The sequence below is a fragment of the Chryseolinea soli genome (genome assembly GCF_003589925.1).
GTDB classification, from domain to species: domain Bacteria; phylum Bacteroidota; class Bacteroidia; order Cytophagales; family Cyclobacteriaceae; genus Chryseolinea; species Chryseolinea soli.
In genome coordinates, this window is the sequence record NZ_CP032382.1 from 7,003,924 (window position 1) to 7,026,336 (window position 22,413).

The following is a 22,413-nucleotide window of genomic DNA, read 5'->3' on the forward strand; positions in this document are numbered from 1 at the left end:
GATTTTGTGCCTGCGACACACATGCTCACAAAAAAAGCCGTCTCGGACGAGACGGCTTTTTGAATTGTGCACGAACGGGGATCTATTCGGGTCCTCCAGCCCACCACACTTTGGTCGTGTAGAGGTTGGGTGATGTTGCGCCAGCGGCGAAGTTGGGGTTGCCGGCCACTTCCGCATTGGGATAGCGGAGGCGTTGCGGAATTGTGCCGCCGGTGATGTTACCAGGATAATTCGTCGGCGTTAACGCGGGGATACCGGTTCTTCTCCAATCCGACCAGGCTTCCCACCAGTTGAGGAATTTACTTGCCCACAATTGTTCGCCGATCATGGCGAGTTTTTCTGATTGTGTTCCTGTATACGGGTAAGTCGCCAGGTAGGTGGCAACCTCGCCATCAGAAACGGTAAGCGTGGCGTCGTAAGGCGTGAACATTTGCATGGCTGCTTTTACACCGGCTGCGTAGTGTGCCGGTGCTGCGCCGGCAGAGAGGCCACCCAGACCGCGCTCGGCGGCTTCGGCCATCAGGAATTCCACTTCGGCATAGTTCATGAGCATGTAAGACTCGTCGTTGTCGAGCATCAACGGATTGATCTTGGAGTACGTCGCATCCTGATCCACGGGTTTGGGTGCACCTTCATAAACCTGGAGGCCTGGTGCATCGTAACCATTGGGCATGCCCTTTTGCTTCAGCGGATCGCTTACCGTGGGTTCCCACTTAGGAGGATTCCAATCGCCAATGCCGCCGCAGATGATCATCAACCGTGGATCATCATCCGATACGTCGTTGGGGTTGGCGCCCTTCAGCCAATCGATAAAGGTCTTGCTCAGGAAGGTAGGTTGACCGCCGTCGCCAGGATAAAACGCACGGCTGATGCCGTTTTGATTCACCCATTGGCTGGGGGCCAGCGCCATCGGCACCCACACGTTGTCGTCGTTGCTCTCGAAACCACCGCCGGCAACCGCTTTGGCGATGTAGGTTTCGGCTGTGGCCTGATCGACATTCGAAATGCGCATGGCCAGGCGCAGCATCAACGAGTAGCCGAATTTTTTCCACTTGTCGATGTCACCATCGTAGTACAAATCGGCTGCTCCAAAACCCTCGTCCGCATTGCCGTCGCTCAAAGCGGCTGTGGCTTCATCCAATTCCTTCAGCAGGTCGGCATAGATGGCCTTTTGCTTATCGTATTTGGGATAGAAGATCTTGTCCACGCCCTGAAGGGCTTCGCTATACGGCACGCTTCCATAGTAGTCGGTGAGCCGGTGAAAAAGCTGGGCGCGTACGATGCGGGCGGCCTGGCGAAGATTCAGGTATTTGCCCTCGGCATATCCGCCGGGTCCGCTTTGACGAAGGATTGCCGCCAGGTTATTCAATTCATCACCATAGATAAATTCAAATGGTGCACTCGACGTTTCTGCATTGTCGGTGTACTTGTCGCCCGGTGCGATACCGCCGCCGGCGTTGGCAAGCTGTTGGATGGCATAAGAACACATGCCGATATTGGTGCGCCAATCGATGTAACGATTGTCACCCGCAGCACCGCCCGAAGCCGAGCCCAATTGCGCAGACGTGAACAGAAAATTCAAATTGAGTTCATTGACGAATTGTGGACTATTGTTGAGGTTGTGCAGGGAGTCCGTATCACAGCCTGCAACAAAGATCACCACCAGAATCGTCGACAGGAGATATTTATGTAATTGCTTCATGTCTTTCAGATTTAAAAAGTTAGAACGATACTCTCAAATTGAAGCCATAGGTTCTCGTGGGTGGCATACCGAAATAATCCAAACCTTGTGCATTGGTGCTGGTATAGGACGATTCGGGATCGATGTTCTCAGCGTTCTTATACAAGATCGCCAGGTTGCGTGCAACAAACGAGAGAGACGCGGTTTGGAAAGGCGTTTTCGACAAAAGCGTTCTCGGCAGGTTGTAACCCAAAGTCACTTGCCTCAATTTGATAAAGGACGCATCGTACACAAAATGATCCTGTGCGCGTTCACCCAACTGGGACCAGTAGTTCTGGGCTTCACCCGGGGCCAGCGCCCTATTGATCGGTTCATAACCTGTCACGGCACCACTGGCATCGGTCACTTCCGTTACGCCATTGATGGTAAGCGGCGCTTCGCCATCCCTGCCCTGCAGGGTTTGTTTGTGGAAGCCGGCTTCGGTCATCCGCACGTTGGTACCGGAGTAGATCTTGCCACCCGACTTGAAGTCGATGAGGAACGCCAGGTTGAATTGCTTATAGGTAAACGAGTTGTTCAACCCACCCGTGAAATCCGGAACCCCTTTGCCGAGAACATAGTAGTTATTATCGGTAAGCGGCGCGCCGTCTTTGTCATAGATCAACTGGCCATCGGGCGATACCTTTTGTTTGACGCCGGTCAATGTGCCAAAGGGTTGACCCACGATCTGGCTCACAAACACGGTCCGGGTCCGGGGTTCTTCGACGTTGAGAATATTCGTTCCCGGAATGAGCGATACGATCTTGCTGTTATTCTTCGCAAAGTTCAAGGAGATATCCCATGTCACGGCACCACGCAGGGGCTGGCCGGTGATCAAGAGTTCGATGCCCTTGTTGGTGAGTTCACCCAGGTTCACCGAGGTTGTTCCAAAACCCGAGGCCCGCGAGATCGGGGCATTTAGAATGTCTTCCGTAGTTTTTTGCGAATAGTAGGTGAGGTCGATACCCAGTCTGCTCTCAAAGAATCGCACATCCATACCGAACTCCGTTTCAGTCGATATATAGGGCACCAGATCGGGATTAGGCAAATTTCCGTTGTTGGTGGTGTTTGCCGAGGAGTAATATCCCAACGGCCTGCTGAGGTGGGTCAGGCCTGTGGTGTATTGCAAATTGGTGCTATACGGCACAACCGAAAATGCGTTACCCACGCGTCCCCACGAAGCCCTGATCTTTCCAAAACTCAGCCACTGCGGCAGTCCAGCAAAAGCATCGGAGAATACAAAGCTGGCACCGATGGACGGATAGAATTTATTGTTGTGCGGGTAATTCAACACCGAGAACCAGTCCTTGCGGGCGGTAGCCGTTAAGAACAAATAGTTCTGGAACGAAATTTCAGCCGATCCGAAGAGCGAGTTGATACCTTGTTTTCTATAATCGTAGTTAAACGTTTTTGATGCGGCGTTGCTGATGGACGCGAGGAAGGGGGTATTGAATCCGTTTCCTGCCAAATCGCTTTTTTCATATTCCGACGTCATCTTGTTGCCGCCACCAAAAGCATTGATATTGAACTTGCCAAAGGTTTTGTTGAAGCCGACGATGTATTCCAGGTTGATCTCTCTCGCGCGCGCTTCGTATTCGGTGAGCGCACCCGGGAGTTGATAACCTGTTCCCTCCGGTGTGAGTTGTGAGCCCCGTTTTGTCGACCAGTCCATACCGCCCTTTACCTGGGCATACAGAAAATTGGTGATGTCATACCGCAACTGGCCGGAAGCAAGAATGCGGTCGCGCGTATCCGTGTTCTTGAATTGATAGGCTGCCCAATAGGGATTTTGTCCCCACAAGTTGGAAGAACCTTGCAACTCCTGGCCATTGCCTTTGCCATCGAGTGGCGTTGGTCCACCTGTCCAGACCGCGCCGGGTTTGTTGGGATCGCCCCGGTATTCGTCGATGTTATAATCGTTGTTGATATAGTATACGGACTGGATCGCATTGCCCGGCGAGTCGGAAACGTTCGGACGATTTTTAGCCTTCTCATTCGAGTACATGATCTTCGTCGTCAACGTTAGTTTCTTGCCAAACTTCGAGTTGGACGCCAGTGAGAGATTCACCCGGTCAAATCCCGAATTCGGCATAACGCTCTTGCTGTTCAGGTTCGCCATCGAGAAACGGAAATTCTGTGTCTCGCTGCCGCCCGTAAAAGCAAGGCTGTTGGTGAACGACGTTCCGGTCCGGTAGAATTTATCCCATTGGTCTCCCTGATAAGAATAGGGATGCGCCTTGCCGTCGAAGTGATAGACCGTCGAGCCATCCATCTTGGGGCCCCATGCCTGGTCGTACCATCCGTTGTCGAAAGCGCTCTGCACATCTTCCGGGTTGCTCGCTTTGGTAGCCACGCGGTTGGCCAGTGAGCCCACACCGGTATACGCACCGGAACCATAACTGTGTTGCCAGTCGGTCAGGTTGTAGATCTTGTCAAAAACGAAGTTGGAGTTGAATTCAATACCCACGCCTTTGCGCGCGGTTCCTTTTTTAGTGGTGATGAGAATAACCCCTTGCGCGGCACGGGAGCCGTAGAGTGCAGCAGCACTGGCGCCTTTGAGGACCGTCATGGATTGAATATCATCCGGGCTGATACTGCTCGTACCGTCGCCCTGGTCACCGCCACCCCACACACCCGCCTGACCGTAGTTGGTGTTGTCCATCGGGATACCATCGATCACATACAAAGGCTGGTTCATTGCCCCCGCCTGCGTGTTCAAAGACTTCGCACCGCGGATAACGATGCGCGACGATCCGGCGGGACCGGACGCGATCTTGGTCACGTTCACACCGGCCACGCGGCCTGCCAGACCATTGGCCATGTTGACCTCACGTGCTTGTGTAAAGTTGTCGCCGCTGATCTGTGTAACCGACGATTGAAGGGCCTTGGTATTTCTTTCAATACCAAGCGCCGTCACCACCACTTCATTGAGTTGCTTCACATCGCTTGCCATTTTCACATCGATGGCGGTTCGCGATCCGACGTCCACTTCCTGGGTGGCATAGCCAATGAAGGAAACGACCAGCGTCGCGGTGCCCTCAGGAACTCCTATCGAATATTTACCGTCGCTGTCGGTGGTGGTACCGTTCGACGTTCCTTTTACGATCACGTTGACACCGGGCATTCCAGTGCCGTTCTCATCCGTGATTAAACCGGTCACAGTTCGGTTCTGCGCCAGTGCCATGGAGGTGAACAGTAGTAGCATGGCCAATGGCAGTCCCATGCACCTGTAGAGTTTTTTCATACGGGTTAGATTTAGGTTAGACAGTTAACTATAAGACCAAAAATGGTTTCACATGAATGTCTTGAAATGAACATCCAACCCTGTCTATCCCTCGCGCGATTCATTCCAAGATGCCTTTCGGCTATTCCTAAAACAAGCTTTGAGAAATGCTAACCGGTATTCTTTCCCTTCAAAAAATGCAGCGGGCAGGCCCCGAAAACGATACTTTAAACGGTGTCATGAAATGAACAAGCAACCAAATCCATCATGGCGTGATTCATTTCACAATGCCTTTGATAATCCGTAAACAAGTCCTGAGAAATGCGAATCGGGCATTCTTTACCCAAAAGGTGCAGCATGCAGGTCGCGAAAAGCGACACCTGATGTAAATCCTGGAATGAACATCCAACCGATCTATCCTCGCGCGATTCATTTCAAGATGCCCCTTGGCAAATCCTGAGAACAAGCCTTTGAGAATGCTAACAGATATTCCTATGCTCCACTTCTTATCATGCGCCGGGCGGGGGACCCCGATAACGATGACTTAACTTATGAAAAAAGGATCAGATAAACAAACCGGAAATAGAAACGTTTGCGCGCACACCAGGGCCCAGGGCGGTTTTTTTGATGAACGGTAGCATTTGCGAAGACACACGCGCACACATCGACAATTGGTGCCGAAACCAATATTTTGCGACAGACTTTATCAGAAAAAGGAAACTCAAAAGACGGCTCTCAATATATAAAGAAGACAAAACCGGCGGTTGTCAAAGATCCGGTCCGGCGGGACTGCACATCAAAATGCCTCATCGTATCCACAATTCTTTACTCTCCATTTTTTCAGGAAAGCCGGTGAAGAAAGTCTTATCGAGTTTAACAGCCCGCTTAAATTCCGGCAATTTCTTAAGCTCATAGGTTGACACTTTGTAATTATAAGCACCATTCTTATTGAATATATCAACCCACGCATCGCCACTTCGGGTGGATGAAGAAACCACTTCAATCCCGGCCTCTTTCAGGCGCGCTTCATTCAATTCAGCAAAACCACTCTGATCCGAGTCCGTCCGAATGACCAATTCATTTTTAGATTTTGATTTCCACTCCACGTTGCGGCCAATTCTTTGCTCCAAAACCAAATATTGACCGGAATTGACCTCTACCAAGCTCATCCATAAACCCGTTGTCTTTTCGGGTGGCAAGGGTGCCATGACTTTCAATTTTAGCGCGTTTGTTTCATAGGAAATATTTTGCACCTCAATTTTCAACGGGCCAACATCAACCCACCCCGTATCCAGGCACATTTTCTTGAGGGAGAGTTGTCCGCGAACGATACTGGATTCGGCATCACTGATCAAAACGTTCACGCTAATCTCATCGCCCACCCGGAGCAAGGGATTGATAATACTAATTTCACCGGTCTGTCCATACGCTGAAAAGGAAACGATCAGCGCCAAGGCGATCATCTTTAATGTACAATGGGTATTCATCATTTTTCTATCGGTTTTAAAATCTATATAAAAAATCTCCGCCAACATCTAAACTGAGCAAAGATTTACCAAGTCAATACCTGGTAAAATTCACCTGCTTACCGCTACGATGTTAACCTATAGGTAGTCATTTTTGATTGATCAATCAAAACATACGCTAAACATTTATAAAGGGAAACACGCTGAGTGAAGTTGTTGGAGAAGAACTCCAACCACGGCGTTGTGAATTTTTTATGTGCTATTTTGGTTTATAGAAATGAATAGGCACCATCACTAAGCCTATCGCCGGCTGCAAAACGCAAGTACCTTCAAAAAGTTTTCAAGTGTAGACCAGTCCGGCAAATCTGGCGACGAACGCCGCGCCGGTGTCTCCCCCCTCCCAGATGTGATCCCCCCGAACACAACAGCCTAAATCCGCGACGTAAAGATCACGTCATGCCTGGAGAAAATTGCTTGCTACCGGTGATAAAATAGCGCGAAGCTACCGGTGACTTTATTGCAGCGAAATCATCCTAAGAAAAAGGAGAAATTTATGAAAACCGTAAATAGAAATTCAAAAATGCTTGTGCTGTCGTGCATGCTCATGGCGGTCACAAGTCTCTCGTTTGCGCAGGGAATGGTCGACAGTCTTTCACAAGATGAGAGCCAGATCATCTCGGCCATTGCTCCCTATTCCAGCGACATGCGTGCGGCCATCCTTGATGTGGCGCAGTATCCGCAGGTGTTGGTGAAGCTGGAAAGGGTACAGGCCCGCACCAGCCAGTCGTTCCAGGATCTCATCGCGGGCTATCCACGTGAGGAGCAGGAAAAGTTCTACCAAGTAACACGCTTCCCGGAGCTGACCAACACGCTGACCACCGGTAACCGAAAAAGCGTCGATGAGGTGAAGACACTCATCAAGGACTATCCGGATAACATCCAGCAACAAATTCTTTCCGTGTACCAGGATCATTACAATGACCTGGTGAAGATCAACGACATCTATCAGTCGTCGCAAGCCACGGTCGATAAGCTTACGGCCAAGTATCCGGCCCAGGTGCAGCAAGATTTCAAGAAGGTGATCGAAACGCCCGATGTCATGAATGTGCTGACGGACCATATCGATCTCACGGTAAGCCTGGGCGAGTCCTACAAAAACGATCCCGCTGCCGTTACACAGCAGCTGGATGATCTCAACAAGAAACTGACCGAGCAGGATGCCAAAGATCTGCAGGAGTATAAGGACGCGGTGGCCAAGGATCCGAAGCTTCAAACGGAAATGAAACAAGCGGCCGGCGAGTTTGCACAGCAATACGACCAGGATGACACCGATCCTACGTATGTCGCTAACAATTCATACGACAACTATCCTTATCCCTATTGGTACGGCTATCCGTATTGGTACACGAGCCCGATGTGGTATCCTACTCCGTTTTATTATCAGACCGGCTTTTACTATGGTCCCGGTGGTGGTCTTGTTGTCGTTGGGTTACCGTCGAGGTTTTATGCCAACTGGTTCTTTGGCTTTGGTTACCATCATTATCCGGGGTTGTATAACCATTACAATACCTATTACAATGTTCACCGGACCGATATCATCCGAAGAAACGTGTTTCGCGGTTTCAACAATGCGGCCTACAGTCATTTCTCCAGGACGACCCGGCCGGCGGTTACCAACGGTCGCACCCGTTCAACCACCGAGCGAGCTGTGAGCCATCAAAACACGCGTACTGTCAGTCCCGCCCGGTCTAACAGCCACGTGAGTCAAATGAATGTGAAGCCTGGTAATTTCAATACGCGTGGATATAGTCATTTTAATGCCAGTTCATTTCATAGTTCGGGCTGGCAAGGGGTTGGTGGAGGTTTTCATGGTGGTGGTGGAGGTGGCTTCCACGGTGGTGGAGGTGGTATGCATGGGCGGCGTTGAAATGCGCGCGATGTGTTACGCCCGCCCGCTGTTGTTGGTGAAACTACAGCGGGCGGGCGCATGTCGTGCTTACCCCCGCCCCGCTGAAGCGGGGCGACCCCTCGTGAGGGGTGTGCTGGGGCAGTAAAGTTTTGACTCCGTTCCCTCCTGTAGACTCCTCTTTCTATATTGTTCTTATCTTTAAAGATATGTCACGAATCGTTATTCTCGTTTTGATCTTGCTTGTCGCCCCCGGGGCTGCCTTGGCGCACGGCTATGGCGTTGGTGAGCGAAATGCTAATACCAAAATACATGCAGGTTTTCTCGACAAGAAACGGCATCCTAAAAGGACCGTGAAACGTGCGAGACATAAATTCAAAAAAGAGGGGTATGTTTACCATGACACTTCCCCCAGGGTATTCAAACGCTTTGTATCATCCTTGGCATTTTTTGGGATCTATTAGAATCCCGCCAGGACATGATACCCCCCGCCCCGACTGCGTCGGGCGACCCCCTCGGGAGTGGTGGTGTGGGGCGTGAAGTAACCGGTCTATATTAACTTCTCCAGATTTGCTTTCGCGATCGCTTCCGATTTGCTGTTCACTTGCAACTTGGAATAGATGTTTTTGATGTGGGTTTTTGCGGTCTCCTTGCTGATGAACAGCTCTTCGGAGATCTGCGTGTACGTCTTACCTTCGGAGATCAACTGCAGGATCTCCGTTTCGCGTTTGGTGAGTGGAGAGTTGGGATTCACGTGGAAGTTGTCTATGACCATACGGGCGATACGACTGCTCATGGGGGCTCCGCCTTTCACGATCTCGTCGAGCGCGCTCAGCAGTTCCATGTAGTTGGCGCTCTTGGTGATGTAGCCGCTGGCGCCGGCCTTGAGGGCCTCGAAGACAAGTTCACTGTCTTCATAGACCGAGACCATGATGATGTCGGTGTGGGGGCTTTTATCTTTAATGACCTTGGTGCCATGGATACCATTCACACCGGGAAGCTCGATGTCCATGAGCACGATCTCGGGTTTGTCGCGGTTCAGGTTGGCGATGGCGTCTTCGGCCGAGCCGTAGGCGTTCACCACCATAAACTTCTGGGAGCTGTTCACGATCAGGGTGAAGCTGTTGCGGATCTCCTGGTCGTCCTCCACGATCATCACGCGTTTTTTAAAAGGCAAGCCCATATTTCAGTGTTTTAGTGAGTTTAAAATTGAGAATGATCTTTGTTCCTTCGTTCCTCGCACTTTGTATACGTAAAACCGCATTGATCCTGCTGGCCCGATCGCGAATATTTTGCAATCCGTTGGATTTTTCAATGTCCTCGGTGGCAAATCCGACACCGTCGTCCTCAAAACAGATCTCGAAGCCGGTGCTTTCGTCGCGCTTCAGCGAAAGGGCTACGTTGCGCGCCCCCGAATATTTAAAGGAATTGGTCATCGCCTCCTTGAAGATGAGGTTGGCTTCGCGGCTAAAGCCATAGGGCAGCTTTATTTTTTCGCGTACTTCGTTATACGCCCTGAAGTTGATCTCCTTTTCCTCAAACAGTTTCTCGCCAAAGTCGCGGATGTGGATGAAGAGCTTCGACAGTTCGTCGTTCACGGGGTCGATCGACCAAATGAAATCGCGTGTGCCGTTATACAGGTATTTGGCTGAATCCTCCACTTTCGTGTAGAGGTCGTGCCCATTGGCGTAGCCGTTGCCGTTTCCATTGCTGGTGCTGTTGAGCTTGAGCAGGCTCACGTAGTTGATGATGCGCGTCAGTTGGTTACCCATCTCGTCGTGAAAGTCGCGGGCGATCTCCTTGCGCAGCGTATCTTGTTCTTTCTGGCGGATGCGCTCCAGCATCATCACCCGGTTGACCCGTTGTTTCACACGCAGGTAAAGGATCAGCGTCACCAGCCCACCCACCAGGATGAACATGCCCAACAGGAAGCTGGCCGTCCGGTAAAACGGTGTGCGTATGGTGAAGGCGTAGGCGATGCGCGTGTCGGCCCAACTGCCTTCGTTGTTGGTGCTCATCACGCGGAACGTATAGTCTCCCGGGGGCAGGTTGCTGTAGGTCACCATGTCCTGGGCCGAGGGTTGCGACCAGGTCTTGTCGAAGTTCTCCAGGATGTATTTGAATTTTACCGACTTGGAGTAATGCTTGTCCACCCGGTTGAACGTAAAGGTGAGGTGGTTCTTGTCGGGTGGCATCGACGGGGTGTAAGGGATCTTGAAAAATCCGAAAGTGCTATCGCTGTACTGCCGCGGCGAATACTCGCCATAGAGGATCTCCACGTTGGTGAGGTGCACGTCGAAGGAACGGGGTCTGTCGCTGCTGTGGTCGTTAAATTCGTAGAGACCGTCCACGAGACCGAAGTACTTTTCCTTTGGGCTGATGTAGAAAGCATTTTGATTGGTCTCCACGCCCGTCAGGCCGTTGTCGAAGTCGAAGTGCAGGTTCTCCACGAGATCGAAATGCTTGTCGAGCTTGATGCGGTTGATCCCTTTCTCGGTGCCGATCCAGGTATAGCCTTTTTCATCGGGTGCAGCAAAATAGATAAAGTCAGAGGCGAGGCCGTCGCGCGTGGTGATGAGCTTGCGCAAATCGCCAAAGGGTTTGATCACCATCAGTCCGGATCCCCCGGTACCCAACAACAACAACGAGTCGCGGTAGCTGTTGATGCTCAGCACCGACGTGTTCACGATCTCGGGTAAGGGCAGCTTGCCGATCGTTCCGTGCTGGAGTGTGTTCATCCCGATCTCCGTGCCGATGAAGAGGGTTTCGGTTTTGGGGTCGTACAGGATCGTCCAGATGCCGTTGGTATAGAGACCATCCTTGGTGGAGTAGTTGGTAAAGGTCTTGCCGTCGAAATAGCTGAGGCCGTTGCCGGTGCCCACAAACACGCCGCGGCCATCAAATGCGAGCGACGTCACGGCCCAACCGGGCAAACCGTCTTCGCGAGTGTACCATTGAAAGCAGTCGTGCTCTTTGTTGTATTTGCCCAGGCCCGATGCTGAGCCGACCCATATCGTACCATCGGGCGCTTGCTTCACCGTGGTGATGGTGTTGCGCGTGGGTTCTTTCGGGTCCACGTAGGACCGTATTTTGCCGTGATGGATCTTCCACAGGCCCTTGGCCATTGTGCCGATCCAACTGGCGCCATCGCGATCTTTGAGAATCGTCATGACGCCGCGCAGATTGTCGGAGCTGCAGCGCTTGAAATCCTGCCGGTAGTATTTGTAGAGACCTCGGCCGTCGGACGCAAACCATGTGTTGCCTTCGGAGTCCACCAACGCCTGGTAGATGCTCACGTCCTTCAACACCGTGTCGCGTTTGATCTCCGCGCCGCGCGTGGTTTCCTTCAGCAGGTTGCTGCCGCTCACGGTCCAGAACACATCGCTCTTGTCATCGTAGAGCAGCACAAAGTTGGGCATGTCCCAGTTCAGCTTCTCTACTTTTTTATTTTTGATGTCAAGCTTGAACACGCCATTGGCGGAGCGAAACAGCACGTCGCGTTTGTAGTTGAAGAGGTTATAGATCTTGCCCACCTCCTCGCCTGCCGGGAACATGAACTTTTGATTGCCCGTTTGGATGATGAACTGGCCATCGCTGGTGAACGAACAGATCTCCCCTGTCGGTGCGCGGTGTGATCCCCACGCCTGGTAATCTTTGTAGAGCGGTTTCTCCCAATAGTAGGCCGAGTCGCGATAAATTTTGCTCGCCATGCCGCTGTTGCTGAGCATGAACACGGTGTCGCCCAACATGTAGATGCGGCGCATCTGACGGTCGGTTAGCAATTGCTGAGGCGCCTGGAAGCGTTTAAACTCGAGACCATTGAAGCGGGTGACGCCGCGGGGGTGCAATATCCAGAGGTTGTCGTGACGATCGAAGCGGAGGCCTACCACCTGGTTGGCCAGCAGACCGTCGAGCGTGGTATATACTTTGAATTCGCGGCCGTCGTAGCGTGCCAGACCGCCTCCCGTGGTGCCCACCCAGAGGTAGCCGTTCTTGTCTTCCAAAATGCCCATCACTTGCGATTGGGGCAGGCCGTCGATGGCGGTATAGTTGCGGGTGGAATAAAAAGTGTCGTCCTGGGCACGGAGCGCAATGACAGCGAGGCAGCAGAAAATTATGGTGATGCAGACCCTGGACATACAGAACACTTTGCAAAGTACGGGCTTCTCCCCTTCCCCGTTATACCCCGTGTGGCGGGATAATTTTCCGGGGGCTTTCCGGTATTTTAATGACCGGAAGGTGCAACCTCGCCCATGGTTTTGCAGTCTTAGCATCATATTTCTCTAAAAAGCCGCTTTATGTTCCGAAACTATCTTCTCATCAGTTTACGAAGTTTGCGAAAACATCGTTCTTATTCCATCATAAATATTGCCGGCCTGGGGCTGGGATTGGCTGCCTGCTTGCTGCTGGTGACCTGGATCGTCCACGAATTGAGCTATGACAAATTCCACGACCAGGCCTCGCGCATCTACCGGTCGTCGCTGGAATACAGCTTTGGAGGCCAAACGGCCAAGACCGCAGTCTCGCCAACGGCCCTGCTGCCTACGCTGGAGAAAAACTTTGCCGAGGTGGAAACCGGCGTGCGGGTATATAATCCCTCGTCGTGGAATCCCTTCATCGTCCGTCGCGGCGAGACGCTTTTTCAGGAAGGAAAATTCTTTTATGCCGACAGCACCTTCTTCAAGATCTTTTCCTTCCCGTTGATCTCGGGCAACGCCACCACCGCGCTCACCGAACCCAACTCCGTGGTGCTCACGCGGACCACGGCGAAAAAATATTTTGGCGAAGAAGATCCCATGGGAAAAACGCTCCAGATAAATAACGACAAAGACTATCTCGTCACCGGCGTCATGAACGACGTGCCCAGCAACTCGCTGCTGCAATTCGATTTTGTCGGCTCGTTCTCGTCCTTGGCGGCATCGAAAGAACAGATCTGGTGGAGCGCCAACTATCAAACCTTCGTGCTGCTGGCGCCCGGCACCAACGTCCAATCGCTCACCAACAAAACTTCCGAGCTGGTGAAGAAGGCTCTCGCCAACGAACTCACCAACCCCGGCGACTATGTGAAATATAATTTCTTCCCGCTCACTGACATTTATCTCCGTTCCGACATGAACGAAAATCAGCCCGTAGGCAGCATTCAGTATGTTTATATCTTCGGCGTCATTGCCTTTCTCGTGCTGAGCATCGCCTGCATCAACTACGTGAACCTCGCCACAGCGCGTGCCGCCGACCGCGCAAAGGAAGTGGGCATCCGCAAAGTGATCGGGGCCATGCGCAAGCAACTGTTCACGCAATTCATCGGCGAGTCTATCATCATCACGATGCTGGCCCTTACCGTAGCTTTCCTGCTTTCGCGGCTGGCCTTGCCGGCATTCGAAAGCATCACCGGAAAATCGTTCGCGGCCAATCTTTTGTATAGCACGCCGTTCGTGAGCGCTGCCGTGGCCGCGACCCTGGTCATCGCTTTTGTGGCCGGAGCTTATCCCGCCTTGGCCATCACCTCGTTCAAGCCGGTGAGCGTGCTCAAAGGGAATTTCAAAACATCGGGCAAAGGCGTGTGGCTGCGCAAGAGCCTGGTGGTGTTCCAGTTTTGCATTTCCATCATGCTCATCGTAGGCACCATGGTTGTGATCCGTCAACTGGATTACCTGCAAGAGAAAAAGCTAGGCTATCAAAAAGAAAACACCGTCATCCTGCCGCTCGATCGCAAAACCGAAAAAGTATTCCCCGCCCTGAAGTCCGAGTTGCTTCGCAGCGGCGCCGTGGCGTCTGTAGCACGCGCCACCGAATCGCCCATTGCCATCAAGGGCGGCTACTCCATCAACCTGCAACAGGGCAGCACCAACGAACAGGGCATGATCGTCACGGCCATGGCCATCGACGAAGAATTTATTCCGACCCTCGGCATCACCCTGGCCACCGGCCGCAACTTCACGGAGGCCGACATGCAAAAAACGAAAGCCGACACCACCGGCAACAGCTACACGTTCATTGTCAACGAATCCACGCTTCGCGAACTCTCGCTGGAGATCGATAAAGCTGTAGGCACCAAGGTGGGCTTGAACGGACGCAAAGGCGAGATCATCGGCGTAGCCAGGGATTTTCACTTTGCCCCCCTGCACCAAAAAATTTCACCCCTGGTGTTGTTCACCGAGGACAACCAGTACAGCTACATCTTCGCCAAGCTAAAAGGCACCGACACCCCCGCGGCCCTCGCGCAAATGAAACAGGTCTGTCAAACCCTCACCCCGCACCGTCCGTTCGAATACACCTTCCTCGACCAGGACTATGCCGCGCTCTACCAAAACGAACAGCGCATGCGCACCCTCAGCACCACGTTCGCCGGCCTCACGGTTGTGATCGCCTGCCTGGGATTGCTGGGACTGGTTTCATTCTCCGCTGCCCAGAAGACAAAAGAAATTGGTATTCGCAAAGTGCTGGGCGCCACAGCTTCCAGCATTGTGTTGCTCATCACAAAAGATTTCACGCGGCTGGTGTTGCTGGCGATCGTAGTGGGTATTCCGCTAGCGTATTGGGTGATGAGCCAATGGCTGAACGATTTTGCCTACAAGACTGACATCGGTATTTGGCCCATCATCACCTCGGCAGTGATGTGTCTGGTCATCGCCTATGGCACGGCGGCTTTTCAGGCAGTCAAGGCCGCGCTTATTAATCCGGCGGATACTTTGAGGAACGAATAGCCATGAAATTCAAATTGGTGAAGAACACATAGGGCCACCCCTTTCAGTGTTCTTCACCAATATTTTTTATCCCACCACCCATTTGTTGGCGTTCCGCCAACAAATTCCTTAATCGATCACCAGTCCCTCCAAATGCAAGCCGGGTTTATTGTGAACCCCAGCGATCTCTTGTTGGTGGGACACCAACAAGAGGGTGTTCCCCATCTATTGTTGTGAGAAGCAACATTTTTTAACCCCACACTTTTTGCTGGCGTCCGCCAACAAATTTTCTGCCGCCGTTGTTGGTGTTCTTCACCAACAACGGCATGGGAAACCCCAATGACCACCAAGCATTTACAACCGAAACAAAACAATTAGCACTTCCCCCCGACAATTCCTGCCCCTTTCCTTGTGACTTTCCTGAAAGCTTTGCATTATTAACACAATTGTAACGCATGACAGACGCGGAGATACGGCAAGAATATGCGATCCTGGAGAAGGCCAAGAAAAATCCGAAAGCCTTCGGCGAACTCTATGAGAAATATTTCGACCGCATCTTTCATTTCATCTACCGGCAGATGGACGACGAAGACGTTACGGCCGACCTGACTTCGCAAACCTTCCTCAGTGTATTGAAACACCTGGACCGCTACCAGTTCCGGGGTGTGCCCTTCTCGGCCTGGCTCTACAAGATCGCCAGCAACGAAGTAAACAAATACTACCGCAAGCGTAAACACGACAAGGTCTTCAGCATCGAAGAAGTGCGGGTGCGCGAGCTCATTGAGCAAGTGAATGAGGATTGGGATGAGGAGATCGTGATGCGGCTGCTGGAATACCTGGGTAACCTGCCCACCGAAATGCTGGAAGTGTTGCAGTTGCGTTTTTTCGAGGACAAAGATTTCAAAGAGATCGCCTTCATCCTCGACATCACCGAGAGCGGCGCTAAAATGAGGACCTACCGCGCGTTGGATAGATTACGTCAGAATTTTAACTTACGGATCAAGTACGATGGGAAGGAATGAGATAAGACTTCGGCGACAAAAACCAAGTTCCGGAAACCTAGCACGTTACCGGAACTATGCGAAGCTTATGGCACGCCACGAACGCAACCAGCGCTGGCAGCGGACGCTCCGGGCGCTCATCTACGTTGTGGTTGTGGTGGTGTTGATCATTATGATGATCTTATTCTTCCTGGTGAAGAACCTGGAGAATATGCAGAAGAATAAAACAAAAGAACCAAAGAATGCTGTCCAGGTGAAGATGCCGGAGAAGGACGTCTGATCACAAAGATGGTGTGTGAGATGACGGGGAAGCGATGCTGAAGCTGCCGTGCGGAGTTCGAGGAAGTGTGAATGTCCGTGCCAACGATCGATTTGAATTTTCCTGTGGCACGTTTGTCTATTCATCCCTATAACCCCAGACTAAAGCCTGGGGTTATTCATTTGGGTCGGGTGAATATCCTGCGGATGGAGGATCTATCAACAAGATCAGAAACCAAAATATGTCTTCGCGTTGGTATAGCTGATATCCTTCACCATCCGTCCCACAAGCTGATAGTCATCCGGAAGCTCGCCTTTCTCTATGTCGTTGCCCACGAGATTGCACAAAATGCGGCGGAAGTATTCGTGGCGGGGGAACGACAGGAAACTTCGTGAATCCGTCACCATTCCCACAAAGCGCGACAGCAGCCCCATATTCGACAGGGTGTTCATCTGGCGCTCCATGCCATCCTTCTGGTCGAGGAACCACCAGCCCGAGCCGTATTGCATTTTGCCGGCCACGGTTCCATCGTTGAAGTTGCCTACCATCGTGGCAAAGAGTTCGTTGTCGGCGGGGTTGAGGTTGTAGACAATGGTCTTGGCCAGTTGATTGGTGTTGTCGAGGGCATCGAAGAAACGGCTCATCATATGACCTTGTGGATATTCGCCCATGGAATCAAAACCCGTGTCGGGTCCCAGTTCGCGCAACAGTCGCGTGTTGTTGTTGCGCATAGCACCCAGGTGGAATTGCTGCACCCAACCTTTTTTATGGTAGAGACGGCCAAGGTTTAACAACACGGCGCTCTTGAACTGGATGCGTTCAAGGGCATCCAACGTTTTCCCGTCCTGCAATTTCTTGAACAGCGCTGGCGCTTCGCTCTCGGCTCGCTCGTCAAAGAAGAGCTGGTCGAGCCCGTGATCGGAGACACGGCATCCGTGCTGGTGAAAAAAGTCCAGGCGGTTTTTCAAGGCCTGTAGCAATTCATCAAAAGATCGTATGGCTGTTCCTGCCGCTGCGCCCAGTTGTTCGATATAACCGAGATACGTTGAAACATTTTCCACGGCAAACGACTTGTCGGGCCGGAAGGTAGGGAACATGCGGAAACTGCAATGTTGCGCGGCAAAGTTCCGGTGATATTCCAGGGAGTCGATGGGGTCGTCGGTGGTGCACAACACCTCCACGTTCATCTTGGCCAGCAGCCCCTGCACAAAGAAATCTTCTTGTTGCAATTGGGCATTACACGTTTCATAAATTTCCAGTGCCGAGGAAGCATCCAGCAACGTCGTGATGCCAAAGTAGTTCTTCAACTCCAGGTGCGTCCAGTGAAAGAGCGGGTTGCGCAGTGTATACGGAACCGTTTCGGCCCACTTCATAAATTTCTCCTGCGGCGTAGCGTTGCCGGTGCAGTAGCGTTCGGCGACGCCGTTGGCGCGCATGCCGCGCCATTTATAATGATCGCCTTCCAGCCAGAGCTCCGTCAGGTTGTCGAAGCGCCGGTTTTCGGCAATGTCTTTTGGCGAAAGGTGATTGTGATAGTCGATGATGGGCTGGGTGGCCGCATACTGTTCGTAGAGGTGTCGTGCGGCGTCGGTTCCCAACAGGAAATCATCTCCCAAAAAAGTCTTCGAGGTCTTTATCATGGTCTTTCGTTCAGCATGCGTTGAATTCCTGCCTCCAGTCCCCGCAGTTCGGCCAGGCCGCGCAGGCGTCCGATGGCCGAATAGCCCGGGTTGGTTTTTTTCTTCAGATCGTCCAGCATTTGGTGGCCGTGATCGGGACGGAATGGGATGGGCGTTTCACGTTGGCTCTGCACCTTTACCAGCGCTTTCATCACGGCATACATGTCCGTGTCGCCTTCCAGGTGATTGGCCTCATAAAAATTGCCTTCGGCGTCGCGGGTGGTGTTGCGCAGGTGCACGAAGTTGATCCGGTCGCCCAACCGTTGCACCATACCCGGCAGATCATTGTCCGGCCTAACCCCAAAGGAGCCGGTGCAAAAACAAAGACCGTTGCTGGGCGATGGGTAGGCCTCCAACAACTGGCGTGCATCTTTCTCGGTGCTCACCACACGTGGCAATCCGAAAATCGGAAACGGCGGATCATCGGGATGGATGGCCAGTTTCACACCCTGTTGCTCGGCGACGGGTGCGACCGCGGAAATGAATTCATATAAATGTTTGCGCAGCACCGCATCGTCGATGGCCGCATATTCATTGAGCGCTTCCTGAAATTCATCGAGCGTGTAGCCTTCTTCGGCACCGGGCAGGCCGGCCAGTATATTTTTTTGGAGCGCCACCAATTCGGTTTGCCAGGCGTTCTCCATATAGGTTTCCGCCTTTTTTATTTTATCTGCCGTATATCCCTCCTGGGCGCCCGCGCGCTTTAACACAAACATATCGAACGCCGCAAAAGCCGTGGCATCAAAGCGCAGGGCCTTGGAACCGTCGGGCAATTCATAGCCCAGGTCGGTGCGCGTCCAGTCCAGCACGGGCATAAAATTGTAGCACACGGTGCGCACGTTGCAAGTGGCCAGGTTGCGGATGCTTTGCTTGTAGCACTCGATAAACCGCTGATAGCCGGCTTTCTGTTTCTTGATGTCCTCGTGCACGGGGATGCTCTCCACCACCGACCACACCAGTCCGGCGGCTTCGATCTCCAGCTTGCGCTTATGGATCTCCTCGATGGGCCACGCCTCGCCGTTAGGGATGTGGTGCAGGGCGGTCACGATGCCGGTGGCGCCCGCCTGCCGGATGTCGCTAAGGCTCACGGGGTCGTTTGGTCCAAACCACCGCCAGGTCTGTTCGAGGGAGCGCGTATAGGTTCCTGCTTTCAAAGGATTACTACATTTAGGAACGTGAGAAAATTTTTATACGCCACAGAAAACACTGAAGCCGCCGTCTACCGCCACCGTTACGCCGGTCACGAATTTGGACGCATCGGAACACAGCCAGATGAGCGTGCCGACCAGCTCTTCGGGTTGGCCAAAGCGCGCAAACGGTGTTTGACGTATGGCGGCCTCGCCCCGTGCGGTGTAGGAACCGTCGGCGTTGGTGAGCAGGTTCCGGTTTTGCTCCGTCAGAAAAAAGCCGGGTGCAATGGCGTTCACACGGATGCCTTCCCCAAACTTCTTCGCCATCTCGATGGCCAGCCAATGCGTAAAATTATCGACGGCTGCCTTGGCCGCCGAATAGCCCACCACACGCGTAATGGGTTTTAGCGACGCCATGGAAGCGATGTTGATGATGACACCTTCTTTGCGTTTGGCCATCACGTCGGCAAAGATCTGGGTGGGCAGCACGGTGCCGTCCAGGTTCAGGGCTACTACGTCTTTGAAGGCCTCCATTTTCAGATCGAAAAACGTCTGGTCGGGTGCGATCACAGCGCCGGCCATGTTTCCGCCGGCAGAGTTCACCAGGATGTCGATGGTGCCATAGGTGGAAAGGATGGTTTCTTTTGCCTTGCGCAGTTGGTCTGCATTCAGTACGTCGGCTTCCACAAAGATCGCTTCGCGTCCCTTGTCGCGGATGGCTTTCACCACCTCGTCGCCCGCTTGTTTACGACGGCCGAGCACCACGGTGCGGGTGCCCGCATCTGCAAGTCCTTTGGCCATGGCGGCGCCTAACACTCCGGTGCCACCAGTGACGACCGCGGTTTTTCCTTTCAAATCAAAAAGTCCTGTCATAAGTATAGTTCAGATATCAGATATAAGACGTTTGTCGGGGCTCCTGTCCCTGTAAAGGTATACAAGTATACCGCTCACAAACGCAGGTGTTACACTGTTGGCTAAATTTCCGGAAAGATGCGCAGGCGTCATAGCAAATTCTCGTTCCGGAAGCGGTCGGTCAATTTTTCCAAGGCCTTATCGGCATCAAACAGCTCCCCGGACGGGTTCCGGTGATGCAGGTCGGGCTTCATTTTCTTCATTTCGGTCTTTAATTCGGGATAGCGTTTCACCAGGTGACGAAGTTCTTCCAAATCGCTCTCACTGGCCTCTTCCTTCAGGCAGCGGGCGATCAAAGACCAATCTCTCGTGGTGAGTCCTTCCATGGTGATATGCTCCAATGAAAAGACGAATTTGCGAGAGCTTACCCTGAATTACAATGGGGGGTGATATGATTTTTACAGGGGCGGCAAGGCACTCCGCAGATGTTTCAACGCGCGCCCCATCTGGGTTTCCACCGTTTTCACGCTGAGGTTTAGCAACGCGGCGATCTCCCTGTATTTTAACCCTTCCTCCCGGCTCAGGGCAAATATCAGGCGACATTGCTTGGGGAGCCTTGCCATGGATTGCTCCAAGGTGGTGTTCAGTTCTTCGTATACCAACAGATCCTGGCTGTCGGTGATGCCGGCAGGTACGTTGATGGCTTCCTCCAGGTCACACCAGGTGGTATTCCTGATTTTACGTAAGTGGTCATAGCCCCGATTTCGAACCGAGGCAAAAAGATAAGCTTTGGGCGACGCGATGATGAGCCGGCTCCGGTTTTTCCAGATGTTATAAAACACATCGCTCACCAACTCTTCCGCCACCTCGCGGGCCTTCACAAACTTCATACAGAATTGGCATAGCGGAGCGTACATCTTTTTGAACAGGATTTGAAACGCCGGGTAATCGTTGTGCTGCACGATTCGGTCCATCAATATTTCCATGTCCTGATCTCCGACAACGGATGGAATTCCCGGGAATTCAATGAGCTTCCCGTGGGATTTCAAAGCGCCTAGACTAGTGGGGGGTAAAGGTTGAATCATATCGGAATCGTTTGATTACACCAATTTTGGCATTTTTTCGATGAATCAAGAGTCTTCCGTATGATTTTTTCTTGATATTTTTTCGAGACCGTTCCCGGGAACGGTCTCGAAAAATTCTATATTTGCTAAGGCTTCATCCCCTGTTTTCCATGGATAAAAAGACGGTCACCATCAAAGACATCGCCCGCATGCTGGGCATTTCAAAATCCACGGTTTCGCGCGCCCTCAGTGGCCGGTCCGACATTCACCCGGAAACCAAACAAAAGATCATGGCGTTGGCCAACGATCTTCACTATGAGCCCAACGCACTGGCTATAAACCTCAAACAACAAAAGACCAACACCATTGGCGTGATCGTCCCCGAAACGGTGAACCGCTTCTTTGCACGGGCGGTGGGCGGCATTCAAAAGGTATCCGACATGGCGGGCGTGAATGTCATGATCTGCCAATCCAACGAGTCCTACATTTCCGAAAAGAACAACTTGCACTCGCTCGTCTCCAGCCGGGTAGACGGGCTCATTGTTTCCATCTCGAGCGAGACCGACCGCACCGATCATTTCAAACCGATCTTCGAACGCGGCATACCCATCGTATTCTTCGACCGCATCTGCGAAGACGTGCACGCCTCGCAGGTGTACACCGACAACTACGAGATCGCCTTCGAAGGAACAGAGCATCTCATCACCCGTGGCTACCGGCGCATCGCCTTCGTGGCCGGGCCCCAGCATTTATTCAACAGCCGCAACCGGCTTCTGGGATATCTCGACGCGTTGAAAAAACACAACCTGCCGGTAAAGGAATCCTATATCATTCACTCGCACTATGGCAGCGGCAAGGTGGAAGAATATACACGCTATCTCATGCAACTACCGCAGCGGCCCGATGCGGTGTTTGCCATCAATGACTATGCGGCCATCGAGATGATGCACATCATGAAAAAGAATGGATTGAAGATTCCGGATGACGTGGCGTTCCTTGGGTTTAATAATGAAGACATGTGCCGGTTTGTGGAACCTCCATTGAGCAGCATCGATCATCCGGCGCATGATATGGGAGCGGCGGCAGCGGAGATCTTGATCAACCAGATGCGCCATCCGGATTTGAAGCCGGAGAGCCGGATCATTAAGAGTAAACTCGTGATCAGGGAATCTTCAGGGGCCCGGCTTGTGCTTTAACCGCAGAGGATCGCAAAGAAAAGGCTGCAAGTTACGGACGTTGCCGTAGGCAAAATCGAAAAAAGCCCTGCTTGTACGTCTGAAGTCCCTTGCTTGTACGTCAGACGTCTCCTGCCTGTACATCGGACGTCCCCTGCCTGTATGTCAGTCGGTTTCAGTAAGGCTTTTTGGATTTTATCAGGAGGGGTTTTCCATGATTCTCTGTGAAAGAAATAGGCTGCCCGGTCGGGGCAG

Annotated in this window: 15 protein-coding genes; 5 read left to right on the plus strand and 10 right to left on the minus strand. The window is 52.3% G+C overall.

What is annotated here, in order from left to right:
• Positions 1–82: 82 nt before the first annotated feature.
• The 3 genes from D4L85_RS29085 to D4L85_RS29095 form a co-directional block, all read right to left on the minus strand.
• Positions 83–1,702, minus strand: coding sequence for a SusD/RagB family nutrient-binding outer membrane lipoprotein (locus D4L85_RS29085; RefSeq protein WP_119757643.1), 1,620 nt, complete (start codon positions 1,700–1,702; stop codon positions 83–85).
• Positions 1,703–1,721: 19 nt separating this feature from the next.
• Entirely contained in the window at positions 1,722–4,964 is a 3,243-nt protein-coding gene (locus D4L85_RS29090; protein ID WP_119757644.1) for a SusC/RagA family TonB-linked outer membrane protein, read from the minus strand.
• Between the two features lie 785 nt (positions 4,965–5,749).
• A complete protein-coding gene (locus D4L85_RS29095; RefSeq protein WP_160144074.1) occupies positions 5,750–6,433 on the minus strand; it encodes a hypothetical protein in 684 nt (227 codons plus the stop codon).
• Between the two features lie 529 nt (positions 6,434–6,962).
• Here D4L85_RS29095 and D4L85_RS29100 point away from each other — a divergent pair.
• The gene (locus tag D4L85_RS29100) at positions 6,963–8,336 is read left to right on the plus strand and encodes a hypothetical protein (RefSeq protein WP_160144075.1); all 1,374 of its coding nucleotides are present in this window, start codon (positions 6,963–6,965) and stop codon (positions 8,334–8,336) included.
• 529 nt (positions 8,337–8,865) lie between these two features.
• Here D4L85_RS29100 and D4L85_RS29105 read toward each other — a convergent pair.
• Together D4L85_RS29105 and D4L85_RS29110 are read right to left on the minus strand one after the other, a co-directional pair.
• Entirely contained in the window at positions 8,866–9,498 is a 633-nt protein-coding gene (locus tag D4L85_RS29105; RefSeq protein ID WP_073132002.1) for a response regulator transcription factor, read from the minus strand.
• The gene (locus D4L85_RS29110; RefSeq protein WP_160144076.1) at positions 9,482–12,454 is read right to left on the minus strand and encodes a ligand-binding sensor domain-containing protein; all 2,973 of its coding nucleotides are present in this window, start codon (positions 12,452–12,454) and stop codon (positions 9,482–9,484) included. Before D4L85_RS29110 ends, D4L85_RS29105 begins: the two co-directional genes overlap by 17 nt.
• A 159-nt stretch (positions 12,455–12,613) precedes the next feature.
• On the opposite strand from D4L85_RS29110, the gene D4L85_RS29115 reads away from it, so the two are divergent.
• The 3 genes from D4L85_RS29115 to D4L85_RS29125 all read left to right on the plus strand — a co-directional run bounded on the left by D4L85_RS29115 (position 12,614) and on the right by D4L85_RS29125 (position 16,279).
• Positions 12,614–15,019, plus strand: coding sequence for an ABC transporter permease (locus D4L85_RS29115; protein ID WP_119757648.1), 2,406 nt, complete (start codon positions 12,614–12,616; stop codon positions 15,017–15,019).
• A gap of 434 nt (positions 15,020–15,453) precedes the next feature.
• On the plus strand, positions 15,454–16,020 hold the full coding sequence (locus D4L85_RS29120) for an RNA polymerase sigma factor (protein ID WP_119757649.1): 567 nt from the start codon (positions 15,454–15,456) through the stop codon (positions 16,018–16,020).
• A 67-nt stretch (positions 16,021–16,087) separates the two neighbouring features.
• On the plus strand, positions 16,088–16,279 hold the full coding sequence (locus D4L85_RS29125; RefSeq protein ID WP_119757650.1) for a hypothetical protein: 192 nt from the start codon (positions 16,088–16,090) through the stop codon (positions 16,277–16,279).
• Positions 16,280–16,485: 206 nt separating this feature from the next.
• Here the strand turns inward: D4L85_RS29125 and uxaC are convergent, their stop codons facing one another.
• The 5 genes from uxaC to D4L85_RS29150 form a co-directional block, all read right to left on the minus strand.
• Positions 16,486–17,898: a glucuronate isomerase gene (gene uxaC / locus D4L85_RS29130; RefSeq protein WP_119757651.1), complete on the minus strand. Its 1,413-nt coding sequence runs from the start codon at positions 17,896–17,898 to the stop codon at positions 16,486–16,488.
• A complete protein-coding gene (gene uxuA, locus D4L85_RS29135) occupies positions 17,895–19,091 on the minus strand; it encodes a mannonate dehydratase (protein ID WP_119757652.1) in 1,197 nt (398 codons plus the stop codon). The genes uxaC and uxuA overlap by 4 nt, the downstream gene beginning before the upstream one ends.
• Before the next feature lie 33 nt (positions 19,092–19,124).
• The gene (locus D4L85_RS29140; RefSeq protein ID WP_119757653.1) at positions 19,125–19,940 is read right to left on the minus strand and encodes an SDR family oxidoreductase; all 816 of its coding nucleotides are present in this window, start codon (positions 19,938–19,940) and stop codon (positions 19,125–19,127) included.
• A gap of 128 nt (positions 19,941–20,068) precedes the next feature.
• A complete protein-coding gene (locus tag D4L85_RS29145) occupies positions 20,069–20,320 on the minus strand; it encodes a hypothetical protein (RefSeq protein ID WP_160144077.1) in 252 nt (83 codons plus the stop codon).
• 57 nt (positions 20,321–20,377) lie between these two features.
• A complete protein-coding gene (locus D4L85_RS29150) occupies positions 20,378–21,004 on the minus strand; it encodes an RNA polymerase sigma-70 factor (protein WP_119757655.1) in 627 nt (208 codons plus the stop codon).
• A gap of 149 nt (positions 21,005–21,153) precedes the next feature.
• On the opposite strand from D4L85_RS29150, the gene D4L85_RS29155 reads away from it, so the two are divergent.
• Positions 21,154–22,179: a LacI family DNA-binding transcriptional regulator gene (locus D4L85_RS29155; protein ID WP_119757656.1), complete on the plus strand. Its 1,026-nt coding sequence runs from the start codon at positions 21,154–21,156 to the stop codon at positions 22,177–22,179.
• Positions 22,180–22,413: the final 234 nt, after the last annotated feature.